This window comes from Pseudomonas sp. XP2 (genome assembly GCF_053557975.1).
On sequence record NZ_JBNRIK010000005.1, the window covers coordinates 1 to 18,046 of the forward strand.

General features: G+C 62.3%; 20 protein-coding genes and 1 pseudogene. 12 read left to right on the forward strand and 9 right to left on the reverse strand.

Going from position 1 to position 18,046, the window contains the following annotated elements; genetic code table 11:
- Positions 1 to 204 (reverse strand): hypothetical protein (locus tag ACK1VC_RS07815; protein WP_449117934.1); only part of this gene is annotated, 204 nt, incomplete at its 3' end.
- 200 nt (positions 205 to 404) lie between these two features.
- Here ACK1VC_RS07815 and rhtA point away from each other — a divergent pair.
- Positions 405 to 1,292, forward strand: a complete 888-nt coding sequence (gene rhtA / locus ACK1VC_RS07820) for a threonine/homoserine exporter RhtA (protein WP_016485839.1) — start codon at positions 405 to 407, stop codon at positions 1,290 to 1,292.
- Positions 1,293 to 1,483: 191 nt separating this feature from the next.
- On the forward strand, positions 1,484 to 1,765 hold the full coding sequence (locus ACK1VC_RS07825) for a hypothetical protein (protein ID WP_016485838.1): 282 nt from the start codon (positions 1,484 to 1,486) through the stop codon (positions 1,763 to 1,765).
- A 40-nt stretch (positions 1,766 to 1,805) separates the two neighbouring features.
- On the opposite strand, the gene ACK1VC_RS07830 is transcribed toward ACK1VC_RS07825, so the two are convergent.
- Positions 1,806 to 3,614, reverse strand: coding sequence for an aminopeptidase P family protein (locus tag ACK1VC_RS07830; RefSeq protein WP_016485837.1), 1,809 nt, complete (start codon positions 3,612 to 3,614; stop codon positions 1,806 to 1,808).
- A gap of 218 nt (positions 3,615 to 3,832) precedes the next feature.
- Between ACK1VC_RS07830 and ACK1VC_RS07835 the strand changes: the two genes are divergently transcribed.
- The gene (locus ACK1VC_RS07835; protein ID WP_016485836.1) at positions 3,833 to 4,951 is read left to right on the forward strand and encodes a DUF3182 family protein; all 1,119 of its coding nucleotides are present in this window, start codon (positions 3,833 to 3,835) and stop codon (positions 4,949 to 4,951) included.
- Positions 4,935 to 5,705 carry an alpha/beta hydrolase family protein gene (locus ACK1VC_RS07840; protein WP_016485835.1) on the forward strand — a complete coding sequence of 257 codons (771 nt, stop codon included), beginning with the start codon at positions 4,935 to 4,937 and terminating at the stop codon, positions 5,703 to 5,705. Before ACK1VC_RS07835 ends, ACK1VC_RS07840 begins: the two co-directional genes overlap by 17 nt.
- On the opposite strand, the pseudogene ACK1VC_RS07845 reads toward ACK1VC_RS07840, so the two are convergent.
- A pseudogene (locus ACK1VC_RS07845) lies at positions 5,684 to 6,065 on the reverse strand (antibiotic biosynthesis monooxygenase). The gene ACK1VC_RS07840 and the pseudogene ACK1VC_RS07845 overlap by 22 nt on opposite strands.
- 70 nt (positions 6,066 to 6,135) lie before the next feature.
- The gene (locus ACK1VC_RS07850) at positions 6,136 to 7,140 is read right to left on the reverse strand and encodes a GlxA family transcriptional regulator (protein WP_191087454.1); all 1,005 of its coding nucleotides are present in this window, start codon (positions 7,138 to 7,140) and stop codon (positions 6,136 to 6,138) included.
- Positions 7,141 to 7,222: 82 nt separating this feature from the next.
- On the opposite strand from ACK1VC_RS07850, the gene ACK1VC_RS07855 reads away from it, so the two are divergent.
- The gene (locus tag ACK1VC_RS07855; protein ID WP_016485833.1) at positions 7,223 to 7,771 is read left to right on the forward strand and encodes a cysteine hydrolase family protein; all 549 of its coding nucleotides are present in this window, start codon (positions 7,223 to 7,225) and stop codon (positions 7,769 to 7,771) included.
- Positions 7,772 to 7,858: 87 nt separating this feature from the next.
- On the opposite strand, the gene ACK1VC_RS07860 is transcribed toward ACK1VC_RS07855, so the two are convergent.
- A complete protein-coding gene (locus ACK1VC_RS07860) occupies positions 7,859 to 8,422 on the reverse strand; it encodes a helix-turn-helix domain-containing protein (protein ID WP_016485832.1) in 564 nt (187 codons plus the stop codon).
- Positions 8,423 to 8,505: 83 nt separating this feature from the next.
- On the opposite strand from ACK1VC_RS07860, the gene ACK1VC_RS07865 reads away from it, so the two are divergent.
- The 7 genes from ACK1VC_RS07865 (at position 8,506) to ACK1VC_RS07895 (ending at position 15,663) form a co-directional block, all read left to right on the forward strand.
- On the forward strand, positions 8,506 to 9,456 hold the full coding sequence (locus tag ACK1VC_RS07865; RefSeq protein ID WP_016485831.1) for a DMT family transporter: 951 nt from the start codon (positions 8,506 to 8,508) through the stop codon (positions 9,454 to 9,456).
- 149 nt (positions 9,457 to 9,605) lie between these two features.
- Complete coding sequence (locus ACK1VC_RS07870; RefSeq protein ID WP_016485830.1) at positions 9,606 to 12,521, forward strand: monovalent cation/H+ antiporter subunit A; 2,916 nt, start codon at positions 9,606 to 9,608, stop codon at positions 12,519 to 12,521.
- Entirely contained in the window at positions 12,521 to 12,865 is a 345-nt protein-coding gene (locus ACK1VC_RS07875) for a Na+/H+ antiporter subunit C (RefSeq protein WP_012315281.1), read from the forward strand. Before ACK1VC_RS07870 ends, ACK1VC_RS07875 begins: the two co-directional genes overlap by 1 nt.
- Entirely contained in the window at positions 12,862 to 14,541 is a 1,680-nt protein-coding gene (locus tag ACK1VC_RS07880) for a monovalent cation/H+ antiporter subunit D (RefSeq protein ID WP_096425849.1), read from the forward strand. The genes ACK1VC_RS07875 and ACK1VC_RS07880 overlap by 4 nt, the downstream gene beginning before the upstream one ends.
- Positions 14,538 to 15,026: a Na+/H+ antiporter subunit E gene (locus ACK1VC_RS07885; RefSeq protein ID WP_016485828.1), complete on the forward strand. Its 489-nt coding sequence runs from the start codon at positions 14,538 to 14,540 to the stop codon at positions 15,024 to 15,026. The genes ACK1VC_RS07880 and ACK1VC_RS07885 overlap by 4 nt, the downstream gene beginning before the upstream one ends.
- On the forward strand, positions 15,023 to 15,301 hold the full coding sequence (locus ACK1VC_RS07890; protein WP_016485827.1) for a K+/H+ antiporter subunit F: 279 nt from the start codon (positions 15,023 to 15,025) through the stop codon (positions 15,299 to 15,301). Before ACK1VC_RS07885 ends, ACK1VC_RS07890 begins: the two co-directional genes overlap by 4 nt.
- A complete protein-coding gene (locus ACK1VC_RS07895) occupies positions 15,298 to 15,663 on the forward strand; it encodes a Na+/H+ antiporter subunit G (RefSeq protein ID WP_016485826.1) in 366 nt (121 codons plus the stop codon). The genes ACK1VC_RS07890 and ACK1VC_RS07895 overlap by 4 nt, the downstream gene beginning before the upstream one ends.
- Before the next feature lie 12 nt (positions 15,664 to 15,675).
- On the opposite strand, the gene ACK1VC_RS07900 is transcribed toward ACK1VC_RS07895, so the two are convergent.
- The 4 genes from ACK1VC_RS07900 to ACK1VC_RS07915 all read right to left on the reverse strand — a co-directional run bounded on the left by ACK1VC_RS07900 (position 15,676) and on the right by ACK1VC_RS07915 (position 17,478).
- On the reverse strand, positions 15,676 to 15,888 hold the full coding sequence (locus ACK1VC_RS07900) for a hypothetical protein (protein WP_191087453.1): 213 nt from the start codon (positions 15,886 to 15,888) through the stop codon (positions 15,676 to 15,678).
- Positions 15,885 to 16,355 carry a hypothetical protein gene (locus ACK1VC_RS07905; protein ID WP_033732504.1) on the reverse strand — a complete coding sequence of 157 codons (471 nt, stop codon included), beginning with the start codon at positions 16,353 to 16,355 and terminating at the stop codon, positions 15,885 to 15,887. The genes ACK1VC_RS07900 and ACK1VC_RS07905 overlap by 4 nt, the downstream gene beginning before the upstream one ends.
- A 345-nt stretch (positions 16,356 to 16,700) precedes the next feature.
- A complete protein-coding gene (locus ACK1VC_RS07910) occupies positions 16,701 to 16,895 on the reverse strand; it encodes a hypothetical protein (RefSeq protein WP_016485823.1) in 195 nt (64 codons plus the stop codon).
- Positions 16,896 to 17,073: 178 nt separating this feature from the next.
- Positions 17,074 to 17,478, reverse strand: a complete 405-nt coding sequence (locus tag ACK1VC_RS07915; protein WP_016485822.1) for a TraR/DksA family transcriptional regulator — start codon at positions 17,476 to 17,478, stop codon at positions 17,074 to 17,076.
- Between the last annotated feature and the right edge of the window lie 568 nt (positions 17,479 to 18,046).

The window sequence follows — 18,046 nt, forward strand, 5'->3', positions numbered from 1 at the left end:
ATGGTCACTTGTGATGCTGATAATCTTTTTGACTATCAGTCCATACTCACAAGCACCCACACGAATTGCTTGATTCAATTTGTTAAAGAGCGTTTGGTTAAGAGCTTTTCGTCTCAACCGAGGCGCGCATTCTACGCCTTCCTCAGAGCCTGTCAAGCGTTTATTTTGAAGTTTTTTGCGAGAAACGCGTTTAGCTTCAAACACTTAACTCAACTGGGTGGCTAGTTCTACTTCGCTGCCCCGTTGGAATGGTGCGCATTATAGGGCGGTCCTGCAGAAGGTCAACCTTTAATTTCAATGATTTGAAAAATGACTGGCGGAGTCACTTAAGGGCTATCACGCGCCCCACCAATTGCGCACTATATTGCTCACTCCACACACCGCCCAAGGATCGCCGCACCTAAATGAACACCCAACCCCGCGGCCTGGCCGCCACCCTCTTCCCGATCGGCCTGCTGCTTATTGCCATGGCATCGATCCAGTCCGGTGCCTCCCTGGCCAAAAGCATGTTCCCCATCATCGGCGCACAAGGCACCACTGCACTGCGCCTGATTTTCGCCAGCATCATCATGCTGCTGCTATTGCGCCCGTGGCGGGTACGCATGACCGCCACCACCCTACGCAACGTGGTCATCTATGGCATGGCGCTGGGTGGCATGAACTTCCTCTTCTATATGGCACTGCAAACCGTTCCGATCGGCATCGCCGTGGCCTTGGAGTTTACCGGCCCTTTGGCGGTGGCAATCTTCTCCTCGCGCCGACCGATCGACTTCCTGTGGATCGCCTTGGCGATAGCCGGACTGCTGCTGTTGATGCCGGCTGGCCACAGCGGCCAGGCACTCGACCCGGTGGGGGCTGCTTATGCTTTGGGTGCTGGCGTATGTTGGGCCCTCTATATCCTGTTCGGGCAGCGTGCCGGCGCCGAGCATGGTATGCAGAGTGCGGCCCTGGGGGTGGTGGTAGCCGCCCTGTTCGTAGCGCCGATAGGTATCGCACACGCCGGCAGCGCACTGCTCACACCTGCGTTGATCCCCGTGGCCCTGGCCGTTGCGGTGCTGTCCACCGCCCTGCCCTACAGCCTGGAAATGGTTGCACTCACACGCATCCCGGCGCGCACGTTCGGCACCCTGATGAGCATTGAACCTGCATTCGGCGCACTGTCCGGCCTGCTGTTCCTCGGCGAGGTGCTGACGCTCACCCAATGGCTGGCGATTGGAGCAATCATCGCCGCTTCGGTTGGCACTACCCTGTCCATGCGCAAGGAGCCCGCCCCGGTTGTTGCGGCAGATTGATATGAGAAATATTTTCATTTGAGACAGGATTAGTGATTGTAGCCACCCGCCTCGCTGATTAAGCTGTCATAAAATCATCATCTTTACGCTATCTACTGGACCAAACACGGACGCTGGGGATATTTTCAGGAAGAAGCGAAGCGATAACGACAGGGCCAGACAACTGATCCGCCCTGCATTTAAGGACAGGAATGAAACGTATTTTTCTTATCCTGGCCATCTTGGCTATTGCTGGATGTGCCGCTACAGCCAAGACTGAGGTCAAAAGGGGCAAGAAGGGCCTGCATATCAATTGCTCAGGTCTTTCCTCTTCATGGGACAACTGCTACAGCAAGGCCGCGACCTCGTGCAGCACACGCGGCTACCGGGTCGTTGCACGCTCGGGCGATAGCGATGAAGAGGCCGGTGACTACTTGTTCGGCATCAACCCGGCGGGGTACACCAGCCGCAGCATGATCGTCATCTGCAAGTAGAAGAAAGGGCAGCTCACAGGCTGCCCTTTTTCATTTGCCCTTACAGGGGCTCGGTACGCACCTGCAGCCAGGCCAGCGCATCACCCTTGAGCAGCGGTGCCAGGCGTTCACGCACGTTCGCGTGGTAGCCGTTCAGCCACTCCACCTCTTCCTTGGCCAGCAGCTCGGGCAACAGGCAGCGGGTATCGATCGGGCACAGCGTCAAGGTCTCGAAGCACAGGAAGTCACCAAAGGCACTCTTGCCTGCTTCGCGGTTGACCACCAGGTTCTCGATACGCACGCCCCACTGCCCCGGGCGATACGTACCCGGCTCGATGGAGCTGATCATGCCCAACTGCATCGCCGTCTGCGGTGTGGGTGCCGCCTGGTAGGCAATCACTTGAGGCCCTTCGTGCACGTTCATGAAGTAGCCAACACCATGCCCGGTACCGTGGCCATAATCGACCTGGTCAGCCCAGATTGGCGCCCGGGCAATGGCGTCGAGCAACGGCGACAGTATTCCTCGCGGGAAGGTGGCACGTGACAGGGCGATCATGCCCTTGAGTACCCGGGTGCAGTCCTGCTTCTGTGCGTGGCTGGGGTTACCGACTGGCACCATACGGGTGATGTCGGTGGTGCCACCCAGGTATTGCCCGCCAGAGTCGATCAGCAGCAAGCCATCCCCCTCAATGACCGCATGCGACTGCTCGGTGGCACGGTAGTGTGGCATGGCGCCATTGCCATTGAAGGCGGCAATGGTTGAAAAACTCAGCGACACGAAGTTCGGACGCCGGGCACGTGCGGCACTCAATTGCTCGTCGACTGTCAGCTCGGTAATGACCTCCTGGCGAAGGTTGGCCTCGAACCAGGCGAAAAACTCGCACAAGGCCGCACCGTCCTGCTCCATGACATGGCGGATATGCACCAGGTCATCGTCACCTTTGCAGGATTTGCTCAGGCTGGTGGGGTTGAGCCCCTCGACCAGCACCACCTCTGCCGCCAGATTGCCCAGCAGGCCGCAGGTGACACGGGCAGGGTCCACCAACAACCGCGCCCCCACCGGAACAGCGGCCAAGGCGTTGCCTGCCTCGCTATAGTCGCGCACCTCGATGCCGTCCACCGCCAGCACCTGACGCAAATGCGCGTCCACCTTGTCCTGGCCCACGAACAGAATGGCCTGCTGCTGACTGATCAAGGCAAAAGCCAGGAAAACCGGGTTGTACGAAACATCACTGCCACGCAGGTTGAACAGCCAGGCGATGTCATCCAGGGTTGCAATAAAGTGCCAGTCGGCCCCTTTGGCCTGGAGGCCCTGGCGCAATTGCGCGAGCTTTTCCGCCCGGCTTACCGTGGCGTGCGGCGGCAAGTGCTGGTACACCGGGTTGGCGGGCAGCGCTGGGCGCCCTTCCCAGACCTGGGCTAGCAGGTCCTGGTCGGTCACCAGCCTTGCCCCACGGGCCTTGAGCCGCTCACCCAGCTGGCGCGCCGACGCCAGCGCCATGACGGCCCCATCCACCGCGACGTTGCCATCGGGCTCGACATTATCGCCCAGCCACTCCAGCGCCCCAGGCTTGCCGGGCAGCAGCTTCATCAGTTCGATACCGCTACCAGCCAGCTCGTGATCCGCTTGCTCCCAGTACCGGCTATCGACCCACAACCCTGCAAAGGCGGGCGTGACTACCAGCGTGCCGACCGAGCCGTGAAAACCCGAAAGCCACTGGCGCCCCTGCCAGTAACCGGGCAGGTATTCGGAAAGGTGGGGGTCGGCCGAGGGTACCAGCAAGGCATCGATGCCCCCTGCGGCCATGGCCTGGCGCACGTGCGCCAGTCGCTCTGGCACGCTTTGCTCAAGGGTGGTCTGAACGTTCATGCGCTCTCCTGCGGCTACATCACGGTTAATCCAGTACCCGATAATGGAACAGCCGCCAGAGCGCTGCAATCGCGGCGACCAAGACACGGCATGCATTGCCCGCCACGCCCTGTGCCAACAGGACGCTTCCTACAAACGGACAGGACCACCGATCAAGTCCCGCTGAACTTCCCCAAAACACCGGCTTCAGACACAGTACATTCATTGCACACAGGCAAATGACCATGCCCAGTGCCTGCGACCGGAAAACCGGCGTGGTGTTGCTCGACACCCGCGAACATACGCCAGAACATGAGCATGCCGTGCACCTCAAGCTCGCCGATGGCCTGGCAGGCCTGCTCGGCTGCCCGCACATACACCCCCCCCATTCAACAACCGCCGCTGACAGCTATTATTACTTGCCTACCGAAACCCTGATCGAGCCAAAACGCCATGCCGCCATGGGCATCCGCAGCGAGCAGGACCTGTTCGGCGGCCTGGTCGCACACCCTTACATGGCGACCAAGGCAATCTCCCACCCGTTGCCGGCCGGAGCCAGCTTTCCGCCAGGCTGGACCGATGACTTCGCCCGACAGGCAAGCGACGCTTTGCTGCGCGGCTATACCGTTTTCAGCAAAGCCGATGCGCGCACCGCCGCTCAGTTGTTATTGCTCGACGGCCCCCTGAGGGTCAAGCCCGTGCTGGCCTGCGCAGGCCGAGGGCAGCAGGTCATCTCAACGGCGAGCGCGCTAGAGCCACTGCTGGCCGCCATGGATGACCAGGACCTGGCACTGTGGGGGCTGGTACTCGAAGAAGATCTGAGCGACGTGCAAACCTTCAGCGTTGGCCAGGTGCGTGTCGCCGGCCTGACCTGCAGCTATCACGGCACCCAGCAACTGACCCACGATCATCAGGGCACCGAGGTGTATGGCGGTTCTGACCTGGTAGTGGTACGTGGTGACTATCAGGCGCTGCTGCAACTGCCGCTGGAAGACCACCTGCGCCTGGCCATCAACCAGGCCATGGCCTACGAACAGGCTGCCGAGCAGCACTTCCCTGGCTTCATCGCCTCGCGGCGCAACTACGACATCGCTCGCGGCCTGAACCCTCAGGGCCACCTGCGTAGCGGCGTGCTCGAACAATCCTGGCGCCTGGGCGGTGCGAGCAGTGCCGAGCTGCTGGCCCTGCAGGCTTTTGCCGATGATCCGGCATTGCAGCGGGTGCGAGCCTCCACGCACGAAGTATTCGGTACGCCCGACCTGCCCGCTGACGCCACCCTCTTCTACCAAGGAAACGACAGTGAACTCGGACAACTCAGCAAATTTGCACGGATTCGCGAACATGGCCGTTCAGAGTGAAACCGTTGAACTGCAAGTCGACAACGACAGCATTGTCGGCACGCTGGTCAGCCCTGGCAGCAAGATGCCAGGCATCCTCTTCGTGCACGGTTGGGGCGGCAGCCAGCAGCGTGATCTGGCCCGTGCCCGACACATCACCGGGCTGGGCTGCGTGTGCATGACCTTCGACCTGCGCGGCCATGAAAAGACCGAAAGCCAACGCCTGACGGTCACCCGTGAACAGAACCTGCAGGACCTGCTGGTGGCCTACGACCGGCTGGTCAGCCATCCAGCCGTAGACAGCAGTGCCATCGCCATCATCGGCAGCAGCTATGGTGGCTACCTGGCAACCTTGCTGACCCGCGAGCGGCCAGTCAGATGGCTGGCCCTGCGCGTACCCGCCATGTATTGGGACGACGAATGGAACACCCCCAAGCAAACCCTCGACCGCCAACGCCTGAATGCCTACCGCCAGCGATCGCTGGGCCCGGCAGACAATCGCGCACTGGCGGCGTGCGCCGAATTCGGCGGGGATGTGTTGCTGGTGGAGTCCGAGCAGGACGACTATGTGCCGCACAGCACATTGATGAGCTACCGTTCGGCATTCGTCGGCGCCCACTCGCTCACCCATCGCATCGTCGACGGTGCCGACCACGCGCTGTCCAGCGAAGCGAGCCAGAAGGCCTACAGCTCGATCCTGGCAGCGTGGATCAGCGAAATGGTGATCGGTGCCCGCCTGGACCGCTACCCGCACTATGCCCCCTGGTATGCCTGAGGCTCACCCCACCTCGCACTGCAGACCACCATCGGCGCCGCGCACCAGGCTGCGCAAGGCCTGGTAGGCGGCAAAGTTTACGCCACGCGCCTGATGCTGACCCAGCAGTTCAAGGAAGGGTTCCTCGACGAAGTACTCGGCTGCCGCTACCCAGGCTTGGCGTGACTGCCACTGCAGGTACTGGAGCACCCGGCTGCCATCGTCACTGGCCTGGATGCTGACACCCTGCAGCCCTTCACAGCGCGTGGCCAGCGCTTCGCTGCGCGCCACCAACGCCAGGGCCAGCGCTTGCTGGCACATGCTGGGCACTTCATATTCGATCATTTGGGTGAACCACAGGGCATGAGGGCTTGCCGACATCGACGTTCTCCTGGTTACGGACGCATGCTTCGCGATGCCGAGCAGGGTAAAACCTCAAGTGAAGTCAAGGTCAAGTGGTTTCTGCCTGCCCCTGGCCTAATACCGCAAAACGCCGCCGATAGTCACTCGGGGTCAGGCCAGTGATGCGCTGGAACACCTTGCGAAACGCGCCCGGGTCCTGGTAACCGACACCCCAGGCGATCTGTTCGACGTTGCGCCGGGTGAATTCCAGCAAACGGCACGCCCGCCCCACCCTCACCTGCTGACAATACTCGGTCGGTCGCAACCCGGTAGCGGCACGAAAGCGCCGCAGAAAGGTGCGGGCTTCCAGCCCTGCACACGCAGCCATGGCGGCGAGGTCGGCTTCCTGCCCGCCACTGCCCTGCAACCAGTGCTGCACTTTCAGCACCGCCTCGTCACCGTGGTCCAGACGCGGATTGAACACAGCCCCAGGTAGCGGTGCCGCGACCGGGTCGACGGCGAGATAGCGGGCAGTCTCCCGTGCCACCGTAGGCCCCAAAAAACGCTCCAGCAAGCGCAAGCCCAGGTCAGTCCAGGCCATAAGCCCGGCCGAGGTCACGATATCACCGTCATCCAGCAATGGCTGCTGAGACTCTACTCGCACCTTGGGGAAGCGCTGGGCTAGCGCCTGCACGTAGTTCCAGTGCGTGCAGGCCGGGCGACCGTCGAGCAGGCCGCTGGCGGCAATGAAGAACACACCGATACACACCGACGCCAGTACCGTACCGTGCCCGTGCAGCTGGCACAGCGACGCACGGTGACGTTCGAGCAGCTCGGCTTGTGGAGCCGACTCCAGGCTCGGCGGAATGACCAGTACACGCAGGCCCGGCGCGGCGACCGCCGGGCTATCCGGGGCAGGCAGCAACTGCCCCGCCTCATCTGCCTGCCAGAAGCTGACACGAATGTGCGGCAGTTCGACGGCCCCCAGCTCCGCCACAACCCGGTTGGCCACCAGGAACAGGTCAGCCAGGCCATGCACAGCGGCGCGCTGCACGCCGGGGTACAGCAGCAGGCCGATGTCCAGGCTGGCGAGGGTGTCAGTTTTTGCCTGCATAGTGTCGTTCGCGCCAATCCTCAGGTCAGTGCACACAGCCTATAACTAACGTCTCCCGACGACTACTGCCACAGGAGGCAGCATGAGCAAGCAGGCGCTGATCATCATCGACATCCAGAACGACTACTTCCCGGGCGGCAAGTGGCCCCTCGTGGGCGCCGACCAGGCGGCCGACAACGCCGCCCGGCTGCTGGCGGCGGCGCGCCAGCGCGGCGAGCTGGTGGTACATGTGCGGCATGAATTCGACAGCGTCGATGCACCATTCTTCGCGCCCGGCTCGCTGGGTGCGGCCATTCACAGCAAGGTCGAGCCGGTAACAGGTGAACCGGTGGTGCTCAAACACAAGGTCAACGCCTTCCTCGGTACCGACCTTGAGCTCACGCTGGACCGGCATGGCGTCGAAGCCCTGACCATCGTTGGCAGCATGAGCCACATGTGCATTGACGCCGCTACCCGCGCTGCAGCTGACCTGGGCTACACGGTGACCGTGGCGCATGATGCTTGCGCTACCCTGCCACTGGAGTTCAATGGCAAGCAGGTGCCGGCTGCGCAGGTGCATGATTCGGCTATGGCGGCCTTGGCGTTTGCCTATGCCTCGGTGGTGAAGACGGATGAGCTACTGAAAAACTGATCGGGTTAACGCTCTTCAGGGAGCGGGCTGGGCAATCGGCTACAGGTATCGCTGCAGGCATCAGGCTTGCCCGATGCCTGCAGCGACTCAAATCACCACATTGCGCACAAATCTCACCGCAACCCCAGCATCATTACGGTAGGCGTACCGGCAATTGCTGGGAAACACATGAAACTGCCCCACCTGCAGGCAATGCTCGATCCCTTCGATAATCAGCGTCAGTTGCCCTTCAGCCACATAGATCTGCTCGCTCCAGCCTTCGGCATCAGCCTCGCTGGAATAGCACTCGCCCGGTGCAAGGGTCCACTCCCAAAGCTCCACCTCACGCCGTGCCGCACTGCTACCCAGCAGCACTGCCCGGCTCTGCGGGTATACCCCGGCCCAGGCCAATTCCTCGATGCGGCCGGGGTCGCGCTGGTCAGGCGCCTGAATCAGGGTGCTGAACGCCACCCCCAAGGCTTCGGCGATCAGGTCGAGGGTAGTCAGGCTGACGTTCTTCTCGCCTGCCTCGATCGCCACCAGCATGCGCCGGCTGACGCCTGAGCGCTCGGCCAACGCCGTCTGGCTCAACCCGCCAGCGTTGCGCAGGCTGCGTACGTTGAGGCTCACATGCTGCAGCACCGATGCCCGATGCGAAGTATCTTTGTGCACTATATTGCTCACTGGTCAAGATTGCGCAGTATACTGCCCACTTTGCGGCGATTGTGCGCCGCCCCCTCCGAGTGCGCAAGACCATGAGCCAGGCCCGCAACACACCCACCCCCGCCGTTACCTTCCGCCTGAGCAAGGCAGAACTGGTGCTGGTGTTCATCACCATGTTGTGGGGCGGCACCTTCCTGCTGGTGCATAACGTAATGACCGTCAGCGGCCCGATGTTCTTCGTCGGCCTGCGCTTCGCTGCGGCAGCGCTGTTCGTGGGCGTGGTTTCGGCGCGGGCGTTGCCCGGGCTGACCTTCACCGAGCTCAAGGCCGGCCTGCTGATAGGCGTGTCGATCATGCTCGGCTACGGCCTGCAAACCATGGGTCTTCAGACCATCAGCAGCAGCCAGTCGGCGTTCATCACTGCGTTGTACGTGCCGTTCGTGCCGCTGTTGCAGTGGCTGGTGCTGGGCCGCCGGCCTGGCCTGATGCCCAGCATCGGCATTTGCCTGGCGTTCATCGGCCTGATGCTGCTGGCCGGCCCGGAAGGCGGCAGCCTGCACTTCAGCGAGGGCGAGGTGGTTACCCTGGTCAGCGCCGTCGCCATCGCTGCCGAAATCATCCTGATCAGCCGTTACGCCGGCCAGGTCGATGTGCGCCGGGTCACCGTCGTGCAACTGGCGACCGCTTCGCTGCTGGCGTTCCTGATGATCGTACCGACCCAGGAACGCATCCCCGACTTCTCCTGGCTGCTGCTGGCCAGCGCAATAGGCCTGGGTGCCATGAGCGCGGTGATCCAGGTGGCCATGAACTGGGCGCAGAAGTCGGTCTCGCCCACCCGCGCCACCCTCATTTATGCCGGTGAACCGGTGTGGGCCGGGATCGTCGGGCGCATCGCCGGCGAACGCCTGCCGGGCGTGGCGCTGCTCGGTGGCCTGCTGATCGTGATCGCGGTGGTGGTCAGCGAACTCAAGGTACGCCGCCCCCGCGAAACCGTCGAAGCACACGACGTCCAGAGTGAAGGCGAGCGCCAGACCGGCCTGTAAAGATGACAACAGCGACTATGCTTTGTAAAAAACTGTTATAAAAAAACAGCTTGTCACAGCCTGTTTGTAGGATTCTGCGACAGCTTGCGTGTTGGTGATCACTTCCCCGGCACGTATGATCTTTGCAAACTTCTCCAGAATAGGCCCCTATGTCATTGATAGTGCTATTGCTTCTGCCGTTCGTGGGCAGTTGCCTGGCAGCCGTGCTGCCGCACAACGCACGTAACGCCGAGTCCATTCTCGCCGGGCTCGTGGCCTTGGTCGGCACCGTCCAGGTAGCACTGCTGTACCCTCAAATTGCCCACGGGGGCGTGATTCGCGAAGAATTCCTCTGGCTGCCCAGCCTGGGGTTGAACCTGGTACTGCGCATGGACGGCTTTGCCTGGCTGTTCTCGCTGCTGGTGCTGGGCATCGGCACACTGGTGTCGCTGTATGCGCGCTACTACATGTCGCCACAGGACCCGGTGCCGCGTTTCTTCGCCTTCTTCCTGGCCTTCATGGGCGCCATGCTCGGCCTGGTAATCTCCGGTAACCTGATTCAGCTGGTGTTCTTCTGGGAACTGACCAGCCTGTTCTCATTTCTTCTTATCGGTTACTGGCACCACCGCGCTGACGCCCGCCGCGGCGCCTACATGGCGCTCATGGTGACCGGCGCGGGTGGCTTGTGCCTGCTGGTGGGTGCCCTGCTGCTCGGCCATGTGGTCGGCAGCTATGACCTGGACAAGGTCCTGGCTGCCGGCGACACCATCCGCCAGCATGCGCTTTATCCGGTGCTGCTGCCCCTGATCCTCATTGGCGCGCTGAGCAAAAGCGCACAGTTCCCCTTCCATTTCTGGCTGCCCCATGCCATGGCAGCGCCCACTCCGGTATCGGCCTATTTGCACTCTGCCACCATGGTCAAGGCCGGGGTATTCCTGCTAGCGCGGTTCTGGCCGGTGCTGTCAGGCAGCGAAGAGTGGTTCTGGATCGTCGGCGGTGCCGGCGCCCTCACCCTGCTGCTCGGCGCTTTCGCCGCCATGTTCCAGAACGACCTCAAGGGGCTGCTGGCCTATTCAACCATCAGCCACCTGGGGCTGATTACCCTCCTGCTGGGCCTGAACAGCCCGCTGGCCGCGGTCGCCGCCGTGTTCCACATTCTCAACCACGCCACCTTCAAGGCCTCGTTGTTCATGGCCGCCGGCATCATCGACCACGAAAGTGGAACCCGCGACATCCGCCGCCTCAGCGGCCTGATCCGCCTGGTGCCATACACTGCCACCCTGGCCATGGTGGCCAGCGCCTCGATGGCCGGCGTGCCGCTGATGAACGGCTTCCTGTCCAAGGAAATGTTCTTCGCCGAAACGGTGTTTATCAGTTCCACTGCCTGGGTCGAAGCAACGTTGCCGGTGATCGCCACCTTGGCCGGTACCTTCAGCGTGGCCTACGCCCTGCGCTTTACCGTGGATGTGTTCTTCGGTCCCACCGCCCAGGACCTGCCCCACACCCCGCATGAGCCGCCACGCTGGATGCGTGCTCCGGTCGAGCTGCTGGTACTCACCTGCCTGGTGGTGGGCATCTTCCCCGCCCAGTCGGTCGGTCCGCTGCTGGCCGCCGCAGCCCTCCCGGTAGTAGGCGGTACTTTGCCGGAGTACAGCCTGGCGATCTGGCATGGCTGGAATGCGCCACTGATCATGAGCCTGGTGGCCATGAGCGGCGGCATCGTGCTGTACCTGCTGCTGCGCAAGCAACTGCGCCTGGGCCGCTTCCCCTACCCACCGTTGATCGAACGTTTCAATGGCAAGCGCCTGTTCGAGCACGGGCAGGTTCACCTGATGCTGCTGGCGCGGCGCATCGAACGCCTGTTCACCACCCGCCGCCTTCAGTCGCAGCTGTTCATGCTGGTGCTCGCGGCCTTCCTCGCCGGCCTCACGCCCATGCTCTACAGCGGGCTCAGCTGGGGCGACCGGCCTAAGATCCCGGGTTCCGGCGTGTTCGTCGCGCTGTGGCTGATCGCCATCGCCTGTGCCATCGGCGCCGCGTACCAGGCCAAGTACCACCGCCTGGCAGCACTGATCATGGTCAGTGTCTGCGGCCTGATGACCTGCATCACCTTTGTCTGGTTCTCCGCACCCGACCTGGCCCTGACCCAGCTGGTGGTCGAAGTGGTCACCACCGTGCTGATCCTGCTTGGCCTGCGTTGGTTGCCACGGCGTATCGAAGGGGTATCGCCGCTACCGGGCAGCCTGGAGCGTGCGCGCATGCGCCGCCTGCGCGACCTGCTGCTGGCGGTGCTGGTGGGTGGCGGGATGGCCTTGCTGTCCTACGCCATGCTGACCCGGCCGACCCCCAACGACATTTCCTCGTTCTACCTGAGCCGTGCACTGCCCCAAGGCGGCGGCACCAATGTGGTCAATGTCATGCTGGTCGACTTCCGCGGCTTCGATACCCTCGGTGAAATCACTGTGCTGGTGGCCGTGGCGCTGACCGTGTTCGCCCTGCTGCGGCGCTTCCGCCCGCCCAAAGAGAGCATGCAGTTGCCTGCGCAACAACGCCAGCTGGCGCGTGACGTGGTCACCGACCTGATCAACCCGCGGCATGCCACCGACACCGCCCTGGGCTTCATGATGGTGCCTGCGGTGCTGGTGCGCCTGCTGTTGCCAATCGCCCTGCTGGTGTCCATGTACCTGTTCATGCGCGGCCACAATCAGCCAGGCGGCGGCTTCGTCGCCGGCCTGGTGATGTCGGTGGCCTTCATCCTGCAATACATGGTGGCGGGCACCCAGTGGGTGGAGGCGCAGATGAGCCTGCGCCCACTGCGCTGGATGGGCACCGGGTTGCTGTGCGCCACCCTGACCGGAATCGGCGCCATGCTGCTGGGCTACCCGTTCCTGACCACCCATACCGCCCACCTGCACCTGCCTTTGCTCGGTGATGTGCACGTGGCCAGCGCGCTGTTCTTCGATGTTGGCGTGTACACCGTGGTAGTCGGCTCGACCCTGCTGATCCTCACTGCCCTGGCGCACCAGTCGGTGCGCGCCTACCGCCCGGGCAATTCATCGAAAACCAGCCAAGCAGGAGCCGCCTGATGGAAGAAGTCATTGCAGTCGCCATCGGCGTGCTGGCCGCCTCGGGGGTGTGGCTGATTCTGCGCCCGCGGACCTACCAGGTAATCATGGGCCTGTGCCTGCTGTCGTACGGCGTAAACCTGTTCATCTTCAGCATGGGCAGCCTGTTCATCGGCAAGGAGCCCATCATCAAGGAGGGCGTCACCCAAGACCTGCTGCACTACACCGACCCGTTGCCTCAGGCCCTGGTGCTTACGGCCATCGTCATCAGCTTCGCCATGACGGCGCTGTTTCTGGTGGTGTTGCTGGCCTCGCGCGGCCTGACCGGTACCGACCACGTGGATGGCCGGGAGCGTGACGAATGAATGGCATGAGCCAACTGATCGTCGCGCCCATTCTCCTGCCACTGGTGACGGCAGCGGTGATGTTGCTGCTGGGCGAGAAACATCGGCGTATCAAGGCCCGGCTCAACCTGCTGTCGACCTTCGCCGGCCTGGCCATCGCCGTCAGCCTGCTGCTGTGGGTGCGCACCCAGGGCCAGGCGGAATCGATCGGCGTCTACCTGCCGGGCAACTGGCCAGCACCGTTCGGTATCGTCCTGGTGGTGGACCACCTGTCGGCATTGTTATTGACCCTCACCGGTGTCATCGGCTTCAGCGCCCTGCTGTTTGCCCGCGCCCGCTGGGACGGTGCCGGGGCCAGTTTCCATGCGTTGTTTCAGATTCAGCTGATGGGGCTTTACGGCGCCTTTCTCACCGCCGACCTGTTCAACCTGTTCGTGTTCTTCGAGGTGCTGCTGGCAGCCTCCTATGGCTTGCTGCTACATGGCTCGGGGCGTGCGCGGGTACGAGCCGGCCTGCACTACATTGCAATCAACCTGTTCGCTTCGTCGCTGTTCCTGATCGGCGCAGCGATGCTGTATGGGGTAACCGGCACCCTGAACATGGCCGACCTGGCGCTGAAGATTCCACTGGTACCGGAGGCGGACCGCGGCCTGCTGCATGCCGGCGCGGCGATCCTGGCCATGGCCTTCCTGGTCAAGGCCGGCATCTGGCCGCTGAACTTCTGGCTGGTGCCGGCCTACGCCTCAGCCAGCGCGCCGGTAGCCGCGTTGTTCGCCATCATGACCAAGGTCGGCCTTTACGCCCTCCTGCGCCTGTGGACGTTGCTGTTCTCCGGGCAGGCCGGCGCATCGGCGCATTTCGGTGGCGAGTGGCTGGTGTACGGTGGCCTGGTCACCCTGGCGGTGGCTGCAGTGTCGATCCTGGCCGCACAGCGCCTGGAGCGCATGGCAGCGCTCAGCATCCTGGTTTCGGCCGGCACCCTGCTCGGCGCCGTCGGTTTTGCCCAGTCGGCGCTGACTGGTGCGGCGCTGTTCTACTTGGTCAACTCGACCCTGGCGCTGTGCGCGCTGTTCCTGCTTGCCGAACTGGTCGAACGCTCGCGCTCGGCCAACGAAGTGCCGCTGGACGAAGAAGAAGACGCCATGCCGCCACCGCTGGAGTCGTTACACCCGCCCAAAGGTATCAACCTCGACGACGAGCAGAAGGTGGTGATTGGCCAGATCATCCCCTGGACCATGGCGTTCCTCGGCCTCAGCTTCATCGCCTGCGCCTTGCTGATCATAGGTATGCCGCCGTTGTCAGGCTTCGTCGGCAAGCTCAACCTGATCAGCGCACTGTTCAACCCGCAAGGCCTGGGCGTGCCGGCCGAGCAGCCGCTGAGTGCGGCGGGCTGGGGCCTGGTGGCGCTGCTGATCCTGTCCGGCATGGCCTCGCTCATCGCCTTCGGCAGGGTCGGTATCCAGCGCTTCTGGAAACCCGAAGAGCGCCCGTCGCCAGTGCTACGCCGCTATGAGTGCCTGCCCATCGTCATCCTGCTAGGCCTGTGCATCATCCTCAGCCTCAAGGCCGAGCCGTTGCTGCGCTACACCCAGGACACCGCTGCCAGCCTGCAGGCCCCCGATGCCTATATCGAAGCCGTGATGGCCGCACGGCCGATTTCTGGGCCCACCTCGCTCGACGTACAGGTGCAGCCATGAACCGACTGTTCCCCGCTCCGCTGCTCTCGGTTTCGCTATTCGGCCTGTGGCTGCTGCTGAATCTATCGGTCAGCCCTGGCAACCTGCTGCTAGGTGCCGCACTTGGCGTGCTGGCGCCACTGCTGATGGCGCCGCTGCGCCCACAGCATGCCCACGTGCGTCGGCCAATCGTCATCGCCCGGCTGATTGGCCGGGTAGGCATGGATGTGATCATGTCCAATTTGCTGGTGGCCCGTGGCGTCCTGCGTGCCGGCAAGCAACCACCACGCTCGGCGTTCGTGCATATTCCGCTGGCCCTGCACGACGCACATGGGCTCGCGGCACTGTCGATGATCACCACTGTAGTGCCCGGCACGGTCTGGTCCGAGCTGGCGCTGGACCGCAGCGTATTGCTGCTGCACGTGTTCGACCTGGAGGATGAGGCTGCCTTTATCCAGCACTTCAAGGACACCTACGAACGCCCGCTGATGGAGATATTCCAATGACAGGCCTGCTCGCCAACGCTGTCCTCGCCAGCCTGTTCATCTTCACCTTGGCCATGGGCCTGGCGCTGGTCCGGCTGTTCCGTGGCCCGTCCGCCCAGGACCGGGTGCTGGCGCTGGACTACCTTTACATCCTGGCCATGCTGACCATGCTGGTGCTGGGAATCCGTTATGCCAGTGACACCTACTTCGAAGGTGCCCTGCTGATTGCGCTGTTCGGCTTCGTCGGTTCGTTTGCCCTGGCGAAGTTTCTGCTGCGCGGTGAGGTAATCGAATGACCGAAACCCTGGTACTGCCCTTCTGGCTGGAAGTGGTCACCGCCGCGCTGCTGCTGGCCGGCAGCCTGTTCGCGCTGGTCGGAGCAATAGGCCTGGTGCGCCTGAAGGATTACTTCCAGCGCATGCACCCACCTGCGCTGGCGTCGACCATTGGCGCCTGGTGTGTAGCGCTGGCTTCGATCATCTACTTCTCGTGGCTCAAGGAAGCCCCGGTCCTGCACGCCTGGCTAATTCCCATTCTGCTGTCGATCACCGTGCCGGTCACCACGCTGCTGCTGGCCCGGGCGGCGTTGTTTCGCAAGCGCATGTCTAAAGAGCCAGTGCCTGAAGAAGTCAGCAGCGGCCGCGACCGGGGCAACTGAAGGGCCGCCGTCTCAGCCTTGGCTGAGGCGCTGCAGCTCCCGCCGCACCATGGCGACATAAGGGGGCGGGCCGAGTTGGTACAGCTCACCCGCGACCCAGTTCAACCATGCGCCTTGCAGCTCCCCACGCCTGCCCAGCAAACGTTCGGCCTCAGCCACAGCATCCGCCTGGTGCAGCCGATGAAATTCGGCACGCGAGGCAGGTGCACTATCGCTTTCGGTCATTCACTGGCCTTGAAGGTGGTCAGCTCGCCTTTGCGCCATTTGGCAACCTTGCCGGTCACCGCCTTGAGCAATTTGCCCAGGCCTTCCTGCACCTGCTGTTGCGCGGCGAAAACCAGCATTACGCCGTGCCCCTCGCGCAACACGATGCCCTCGCCTTGAGGTACCGAGACGAAGGCATAATCGCCCACGCCATACACATTCAGTTTGATATCGCGAAAGCGCATTTCCAGCTTGCCACCTTCGCGGCTGGGCAACACGGCAGCGCGGAAGTGGTCGCCGACTTTCAGTTCGAGGCGCTGCTTGTCATCGACCACCAATGCGTTTTCGGTGTCGATCTCGGCCATGTAAAGGCCTTCAGGAGTTTGTTCGGTAACGTAGATAAAACGACCCTGGAACAGCTGGGCCAATTTACCGCGCAAGTCGCCCAAGGCGAACAACGCATGGGTATCAAGTGTGCTGACTGCCAATGAAGTAATCCTCAACCGGTTACAACCCGCCCTCCCCCAAGCTCGGGGAGGCACGGCCATTTCTTATCGATAGGCGAAAAGAGTAATAAAGCGATATGCGAAATGTCTGTGCCCGCTGACGATGCAGCGTGCAGGAATCTTTACTCTGGTTTGCCAGATTCGCCCTCAACCGAAGGCGTTTGGCTCATTCCCGGTTTGGGAAGCGTGATGCCTGAGACCACTCACCAGAAAACGCAACCATGGGGGTGAGCCTGCAAGAAGACAAGCCCTGGCATCCATGTGCGCATTACTGTGGGACAAATATGCCCGAAAACACCGAAACCCGTCGAGAGGCAATAAACAATTTCAGGCAGCCAGGCCTTTCTCAAGTTGCTGCTGCCAGGCAGCCTGACACTCTATTGCCTCTTCACGCGTAGCGAAAGCGGTGCCCCGGCGCTCGCCATTGACCAGCACCACCCAGCAGATGCGTTTGCCCAGCGCCTGCAAGGTGGCTGGCACACCCGAACCTATCATCACGGCTACATCGACCCGGCTATTCATCCTGCCCTCCGGCATTTAGTTAGCACCCTAACGATAAAGCCATGATACGCCTGCCTGCCTGGAGAAAACAGCGCTTCGCGGTACAGCAGTGTTACGCGCTGGGCAACAAAACCGGTACCTGCAAGAAACGCGAAAAGCCCCAGGGATCGCTCCGTGGGGCCTGGCACCGCGCGCGGGGTTATACCTGGCGCTGGTGACGGTCGAGCTGCTCGTGGCGCTCCTGGGCTTCGATGCAGTACTTGGTGGTCGGGCTGATCAGCAGGCGCTTCAGGCCAATGGGCTCACCGCTGTCATCGCACCAGCCGAAGCTCTCGTCGGAGATACGATCCAGGGCCATTTCCAGCTGGGGCAACAAGCGCTGGTCGCGGTCGATGGCATTGACCAGCCAGCTACGCTCTTCTTCGACCGAAGCCACATCGGCGGGGTCCGAAGGAGTGTCCAGGCCTTCGATGGTGGCACGGCTGAGCTCGATGCGTTCATGGGTTTCGACTTTCATCGACTGCAGCAGGCCAGTGAAGAAAGCCAGCTGGTCAGCGTTCATGTAGTCATCGGCCGACATGGCCAGCAACTGTTCCTTGGTCATCGATTTCTCTATGAAAAAATGTGCATTGGGGCGATTCGGGTGCCGCCGACGCCTTGGCATCGGCAGCGGAAATTTTCAAGCGCCAACCGGCACTCTTTTACAGGGGGCGGCAGTCTAAGGCGCCACGTCGCGTGGAGCAACTGCAATCGGGTGCAAATTTGCTTCCAGTGCTTACAATCCGCCGGTCGGCACCCCAGGTATGCTGCATAGCCAGTAATAAACAGTATTTCTGGCTGCGGCCGTGTCGCCGGCTTTCGATCTTGCTCTTGATCTTGCTCTTCGCGACTTCAGGAGGCCGGAGTGAGGGAACCCCGGAGCGCAGCGCAGGGGCCGGATGATGGGAGCGCAGCGTATTTTTACTTTTTGTCGCGTCTGACAAAAAGTGACTCGCCGTAAGGGCGAAAAGGTGACTCAGCGTCACCTTCGCAAACGGACTGTTCGCTGCACCAAAACAGCCATATCCGCTTTTTAGCTTCTTGCGATGTGGGCCTTAACACAGTGTAGACATTCGTTCGCGCAGGTGGCGCTGAGTCACCTTTCCGCCCTTCCGGCGGGTTACTTTGGTCTT

What these genes read in the sequence shown, in the direction of transcription:
- rhtA (WP_016485839.1), top strand. Translation starts at nt 405, where the DNA reads ATGAACACCCAACCCCGCGGCCTGGCCGCCACCCTCTTCCCGATCGGC.
- ACK1VC_RS07825 (WP_016485838.1), top strand. Translation starts at nt 1,484, where the DNA reads ATGAAACGTATTTTTCTTATCCTGGCCATCTTGGCTATTGCTGGATGT.
- ACK1VC_RS07830 (WP_016485837.1), bottom strand. Translation starts at nt 3,614, where the DNA reads ATGAACGTTCAGACCACCCTTGAGCAAAGCGTGCCAGAGCGACTGGCG.
- ACK1VC_RS07835 (WP_016485836.1), top strand. Translation starts at nt 3,833, where the DNA reads ATGACCATGCCCAGTGCCTGCGACCGGAAAACCGGCGTGGTGTTGCTC.
- ACK1VC_RS07840 (WP_016485835.1), top strand. Translation starts at nt 4,935, where the DNA reads ATGGCCGTTCAGAGTGAAACCGTTGAACTGCAAGTCGACAACGACAGC.
- ACK1VC_RS07850 (WP_191087454.1), bottom strand. Translation starts at nt 7,140, where the DNA reads ATGCAGGCAAAAACTGACACCCTCGCCAGCCTGGACATCGGCCTGCTG.
- ACK1VC_RS07855 (WP_016485833.1), top strand. Translation starts at nt 7,223, where the DNA reads ATGAGCAAGCAGGCGCTGATCATCATCGACATCCAGAACGACTACTTC.
- ACK1VC_RS07865 (WP_016485831.1), top strand. Translation starts at nt 8,506, where the DNA reads ATGAGCCAGGCCCGCAACACACCCACCCCCGCCGTTACCTTCCGCCTG.
- ACK1VC_RS07870 (WP_016485830.1), top strand. Translation starts at nt 9,606, where the DNA reads ATGTCATTGATAGTGCTATTGCTTCTGCCGTTCGTGGGCAGTTGCCTG.
- ACK1VC_RS07875 (WP_012315281.1), top strand. Translation starts at nt 12,521, where the DNA reads ATGGAAGAAGTCATTGCAGTCGCCATCGGCGTGCTGGCCGCCTCGGGG.
- ACK1VC_RS07880 (WP_096425849.1), top strand. Translation starts at nt 12,862, where the DNA reads ATGAATGGCATGAGCCAACTGATCGTCGCGCCCATTCTCCTGCCACTG.
- ACK1VC_RS07885 (WP_016485828.1), top strand. Translation starts at nt 14,538, where the DNA reads ATGAACCGACTGTTCCCCGCTCCGCTGCTCTCGGTTTCGCTATTCGGC.
- ACK1VC_RS07890 (WP_016485827.1), top strand. Translation starts at nt 15,023, where the DNA reads ATGACAGGCCTGCTCGCCAACGCTGTCCTCGCCAGCCTGTTCATCTTC.
- ACK1VC_RS07895 (WP_016485826.1), top strand. Translation starts at nt 15,298, where the DNA reads ATGACCGAAACCCTGGTACTGCCCTTCTGGCTGGAAGTGGTCACCGCC.
- ACK1VC_RS07900 (WP_191087453.1), bottom strand. Translation starts at nt 15,888, where the DNA reads ATGACCGAAAGCGATAGTGCACCTGCCTCGCGTGCCGAATTTCATCGG.
- ACK1VC_RS07910 (WP_016485823.1), bottom strand. Translation starts at nt 16,895, where the DNA reads ATGAATAGCCGGGTCGATGTAGCCGTGATGATAGGTTCGGGTGTGCCA.
- ACK1VC_RS07915 (WP_016485822.1), bottom strand. Translation starts at nt 17,478, where the DNA reads ATGACCAAGGAACAGTTGCTGGCCATGTCGGCCGATGACTACATGAAC.